Origin of the sequence: Wolbachia endosymbiont of Drosophila baimaii (assembly GCF_028982185.1) — a bacterium.
Classification (GTDB): domain Bacteria; phylum Pseudomonadota; class Alphaproteobacteria; order Rickettsiales; family Anaplasmataceae; genus Wolbachia; species Wolbachia pipientis.
Window position 1 is genome coordinate 1 of sequence record NZ_JAPQLE010000073.1, and the last position, 5,443, is coordinate 5,443.

The 5,443-nt window shown below is 35.0% G+C and carries 3 protein-coding genes and 1 pseudogene; all 4 read right to left on the reverse strand.

Annotated elements, in window-relative coordinates:
• Positions 1–222: pseudogene (locus OZD66_RS02250) on the reverse strand (IS110 family transposase); the annotation flags it as partial.
• A 95-nt stretch (positions 223–317) separates the two neighbouring features.
• Positions 318–2,573, reverse strand: coding sequence for a host RNA manipulator TomO (locus OZD66_RS02255; protein WP_275022103.1), 2,256 nt, complete (start codon positions 2,571–2,573; stop codon positions 318–320).
• A 43-nt stretch (positions 2,574–2,616) separates the two neighbouring features.
• A complete protein-coding gene (htpG, locus tag OZD66_RS02260; RefSeq protein WP_182367965.1) occupies positions 2,617–4,512 on the reverse strand; it encodes a molecular chaperone HtpG in 1,896 nt (631 codons plus the stop codon).
• A 751-nt stretch (positions 4,513–5,263) separates the two neighbouring features.
• Positions 5,264–5,443, reverse strand: a 180-nt coding sequence (locus OZD66_RS02265; RefSeq protein WP_275022106.1) for a hypothetical protein, incomplete at its 5' end; no start/stop codon positions are given.

The following is a 5,443-nucleotide window of genomic DNA, read 5'->3' on the forward strand; positions in this document are numbered from 1 at the left end:
TACTGGTAATCCAAAGCTCCTTAACTCTTTGCACATCGATATTGACAATTGCCCACTTTCTATTCCTATGGATTCGTATTCTCTGCTTTGACTAAGCAGAAACTCAGCTATTGCACTGCTCTCACTTGCAACAACTTCTTCTTTAACAATTTTTCCTTTCTCATCAACGATACTAATAAAAGTTTCTTTGAGTGAGATATCTAACCCGCTATAATATTTCATGAGACTACTCCTACTGTAAAAGTTTAAATTATTTTTGAAGAACCAATTCATTGAATTTGTTACTTCGTGCTAAAATAATGGAGTATGTCTCTCCATCATTCAATCGCAATTACAGTATGTTCTCTAAATTGCACTTCTTTTTCTTGTTCATTTTTCTCTTTTTCTTCTTTAGATCGTTTTATGCTCTCTTTACGTTTTTTAGCACTATTTTTACCCATTTCACCCTCCTCATAATTATTACCTATAGCTTCCTCTATTGAAGCCTCTTCATTGTTCATAATATTTTTTCCTCTGTCCACAATATTTTTTTCTGTCTGCTTACTGCCAGCACTTTCAAGTCCTGGATTTTCTGATAGAATGTCACTTGTTATAACTGGAATTTCTAATTCATCTGCAACGTTATTACTTCTTTTTCGTATTATAAAAGTTCCAGGAGTTTGGCACATTTCATCCCACAAATCTTGACGTTCATGACAGGAATATTTTTGCACATCAATAGAAAATTGCAGAATATTTCTAATTTGCATTAAACTGAATATTAGATCAATATTCTTTTGACGTTTATTGTCTTTTGGATCTTTAGTGTATTCATCATACACTATGCAAGCAGTCTGAACTAATCCATTTACAATACCTGGAAGACGGCTGTTATATTCACGTAAAGCTTCAGATTGCAATAATTTGTTTTCCTTTTCCAGATCTTCTATGCGCTTTTCTATGCTAGATTTAAAAATCTTACACTCCTCTTGAAAAATTACGTTAATTGCACCCTCTTCTGTGTATAAGTAACATACTTCCTTGACTAAGGAGTAATCTTCTTGGCCTATTGAGTAGTGTGTTGCATTTTTCAGTATATTCTGTATGACCGGCCTAATCACTTGCTCATTATGTGATACGTTTTGATGGATTTCTTTAGTGTAAAAAAGCACCTCGACTATAACGTCTGTGTTTGTGTATTCAACATTAGACAATGCAATGAGGATTGATTCGTGTATGTTATCAAATTCATTATTTTTAAATTTTTGATTGAGATAGCCGATAACATCATTGCTGCATTTAGCACATTTTTCACACAAGTGCTCGATAAATGCAATATTACCAGCATCCAATGCAGTTTTCAGAATTAAATCATAAATTTCTTTTCTGCCACGAGCTCCTATGTTTTTCAGGATTTGTTGCCTTAGTATTGTAATAACTTTATCATCTGCAAATGCTTGTTCATATACATCGTAAATGGCACGATCTGCACTATTAGTGTATCGTTTGCACAGGTATTCAATGACAGATGTGTGTTCCTGGCTTATCGCAGTTTCTAACAAGGTAGCAAAGCTCTTTTTTAATAACTCTTCTGTTGAGGCTTTTTTAGTTAGCTCATTAATATATCTTTCAAATGCATCTAGCACTATCGTGATGAATTCTTCATTTTTGATCAGAGACGCTGTTTCAAGCACACCATACAAAGGATCAGGGTTACTTGTTTTTAACACCTGTCCAAAATCTCTTAAAACGTATTCGACAAAAACTGCATTTAATAATTCTTGCTCTTTTCTTAATGCTATAACTGAGAAAAAGCCAATCTTATTGGATTGGCCAAGTTGTATGGATTGATCTTTTAATTTATCATAAATCCCATCAGTATCATGGAATCTTCCTATAAAAGCTTTAACGTATTCTTGACCACCAACAAGTACAGGTAAAAGACTTAAATTTCCTTCAGCAAAAAGAAAATCCTGATATTGCTCTACTAGCTTGTCATTAGCTGCAATTGCCAATAGTACCAATTCTTTTACTGAATAATCATACTTGAAACCCTCTTGATCAAATTTATATTGTGATAGTACATTTGAATATATATGTTGATGGTTGCTTCCGTTTTGTAACTCCAAATTAAGTTGATTTGAACAGAAATCTTTGAGATTTTCATTATCCAGTGTAATAGACCTGCCTTCATAATCTTCAATATTTTGTACAACCTTGTCTAATTCTTCACAATTATCTTCTTGTATAGCTTGATTTAAGACATTTATAATCTCAGCAAAAGTTAAGTTTTTAGGAATGATACCATATGAATCTTCATCTTTTAACTCTACAGTAAACGACCTATCACAACCATCAGGAAAGTTTGCAAGTATTGCATTCTCTAAACTTAGATCTTCAGGGGGTGTGCTACATGGAGTAGCTGGTATCTCTTGACTTTCGATATCTAAAACTTCAAACTCTTCTTCAATACCTGAATCTTCAGAATCTGGTTTCTCAAAACCATGCCAACTTTTGATTAATCTTTCAGAATTTGATTGGCCCTGTGAAGTTGTATCTTGTGATACAAAGTCTCTAAAATTGGAACCAAACATGTTTTACCTCCTAACTAGCAGCTAAGCTAAGCTAAGTATAGCATTAAACAGAAATCTTGCCAAGCAAATTATTCAGTCTCTTAGCAAAGCTGCTCGCGTCATCCATCTCTTCGCCTTCCACGATGCAAGCTTGGTAAAACAATAAGTGAACCATGTCCTCCAATGTTGGGTTTTTACCACTTTCAGCATAAGATTTCATTATACTCTTTATTACAGGATGCTTAGTGTTAATTTCAAGCACCTTTGGCGTGCGGTAATTTAGCTGCTTTTGTTCACGCAAAAAACGCTCCATGCGAAGATCCATAGCACCTTCATCAACCGCTAGGCATACGGGACTATCAGTCAATTTTTTGGAAATTTTTACGCTTTTTACTGAATCTCCAAGCACTGTGGTAAAATATTGCAATATAGTTTCCTCAGTTTTTTCTTCATTCGATTTGTTTTCTTCATTTTTCTTATCTTCTTCTGAAGAGAATTTTTCCAAATCAACATCAGCGCGAGTCACAGACTTAAACTTTTGATCTTTATATTCATGAATTACACTAGTCCAGAAATCATCCACTGGATCAACGAACAGAAGAACCTCCAGCCCTTTACTGACGAACCCCTCAAGTTGCGGACTGTTTTTCACTGAATCGAGGCTATTTCCGGTGAGATAATAGATATGTTCCTGCTCAGGCTTCATTCTGCTTATATAGTCATCAATGCTGACTAATTTCTCATCACCAGTACTATGAAATCTGCAAATTGAGAGTAGTGCTTCTCTCTCATCAGTTGGCATAGCTTCACAAAGACCTTCCTTTAAAACTGCACCAAAATTGGTCCAGAATTTTGTATATTCCTCTAAATTCTCTTTTGCTTTTTTACCGAGCTCTGATATCACACGCTTAGTGAGAGATTTTCTGATCTGCTCAACAACACGATTATTCTGCAGCGTTTCTCTGCTGATATTAAGAGGCAAGTCCGGTGAATCAACCACGCCTTTCAGAAAACGCAAGTATTGTGGTATAATCTGTACGTTATCTTCAGTGATAAATACTTTATTTACATATAACTTCACAGAGCAACGTCTATCTGGATGAAATAAATCAAAAGGTTTTATAGAAGGAACATAAAGCAAATTCGTATATTCTATTGCACCTTCATTTTTATTATGCAATATCATCCAGGGCTCCCCGCCAACGTGGGCAACACTGCGGAAAAAATCGTTGTGCTCCTCTTGAGTAACGTCATTTTTTGGCTTAGTCCAAATTGCAGCCTTACTGTTTAACTTTTCACTTTTTCCTTCTTCGTCTATAAATTCAACAGGAAAATTTATGTGATCAGAGTAAGTAGTGACAATATTTTCAACACGAAATTTATCTAAAAACTCGTTTTCTTCAGGATGCATAATGAGCGTAATTTTGGTTCCGCGAGGGACTTGATTATCTGACTTGCTGATTGAATATTCCCCATCTCCTTTGGATTTCCAGACCCAAGACTCCTCTTCTCCAGCTTTTCTTGATTCTACTATTACTTCTGATGCAACCATAAAGCTTGAGTAAAAACCAACACCAAACTTACCTATCAGCTCTACAGTTTGACTTGAATCTTTATTATTCTTGATCGCATCTAAGAACTTTTGCGTACCAGAGCTTGCAATTGTACCAAGGTTGTCTATTAAATCCTGTCTATTCATTCCAATGCCATTATCAGTGATATATAGCTCGTTCTTATCTTTATTGGAGCTAATAGTGATTTTTAATTCGTCACTCAAATCTAGCAAATTAGGGTTTAGTTGAGATTCATAGCGCAACTTATCACATGCATCTGATGCATTTGATATTAATTCACGCAGAAAAATGTCTTTATTGGTGTAAAGTGAATGAATCACTATATTCAGTACTTTCCCTACCTCAGCGTCAAATTTTAAATTTTCAGTTTCTTGTACATTATGCATTTTGAGCTCCATTATTTGCCTACTACCCTAGTAATTTAAGTATTGAATCACGATCTTTCAAGGTCACGTACACCAAAATTAATGTGGGTGTAGTTATTATGACACCCAATTTATGGGATCTCTTGCACAACAAACTTTTGGCAGCGCATTGGATGAAACAAAAAAACTTCCTTGACACCCTTCGCCAGCCCCCTTATCATGATAGTGAAGCTATTTATTTATCTTCGCAATCTCTGCAATGGATTAATGACAAAAAAACTTAATGTATTTGGCGTAAATCATGCTTAATTTTTTGCACTATGTGCACCTCATGTCTTTATCAAATTTCTAGCTACACAAGCTGAAATACGCTATTTAAAACATCAAAAAACGCCAACTTAAAAAATGGATAGTGAATAATTAGCTACCCTGGGGTTTCTTTGCCTTTTTTTCTGTTTAGTAAATTTCTTAACGTTTGTAATTTAGATTAGTTGCGGCTTAAAAGCGGCTGAGTCACGGTTATTAAGCGTTTAGAATAAAAAAACGCCATACTTGAAAGTATAATGTAAGTAACTAGCCAACCATCGGGCTTCTTTTGCCTTTTTTTCGTTTGGTAAATTTTTTAATACTTAGATTAGTTGCAATTTAAGAGACCAGAAATGGTCAGTGCTTGGCACTGGAATAACGTCCTCCTTTGTTATCCCAGTGCCCAGACACTGGGATCCAGGAAACTTAATTGCAAGTAATGGATTGGATTTGGTGAGTATGGGTTTTATGTTATGGAATGAAACACTTTTGGTGAATTTGTAAAGAAAACTGGATCCCAGTGTTTGGGCACTGGGATGACACCATTCTTTTTCCTGGATTCCAGACTGGAATGACACCATTTGTTGTGTTTAACAAAGTTCATACTTAGCTTTATGTTAGCCACAAACATTAAGAAATTTACCAA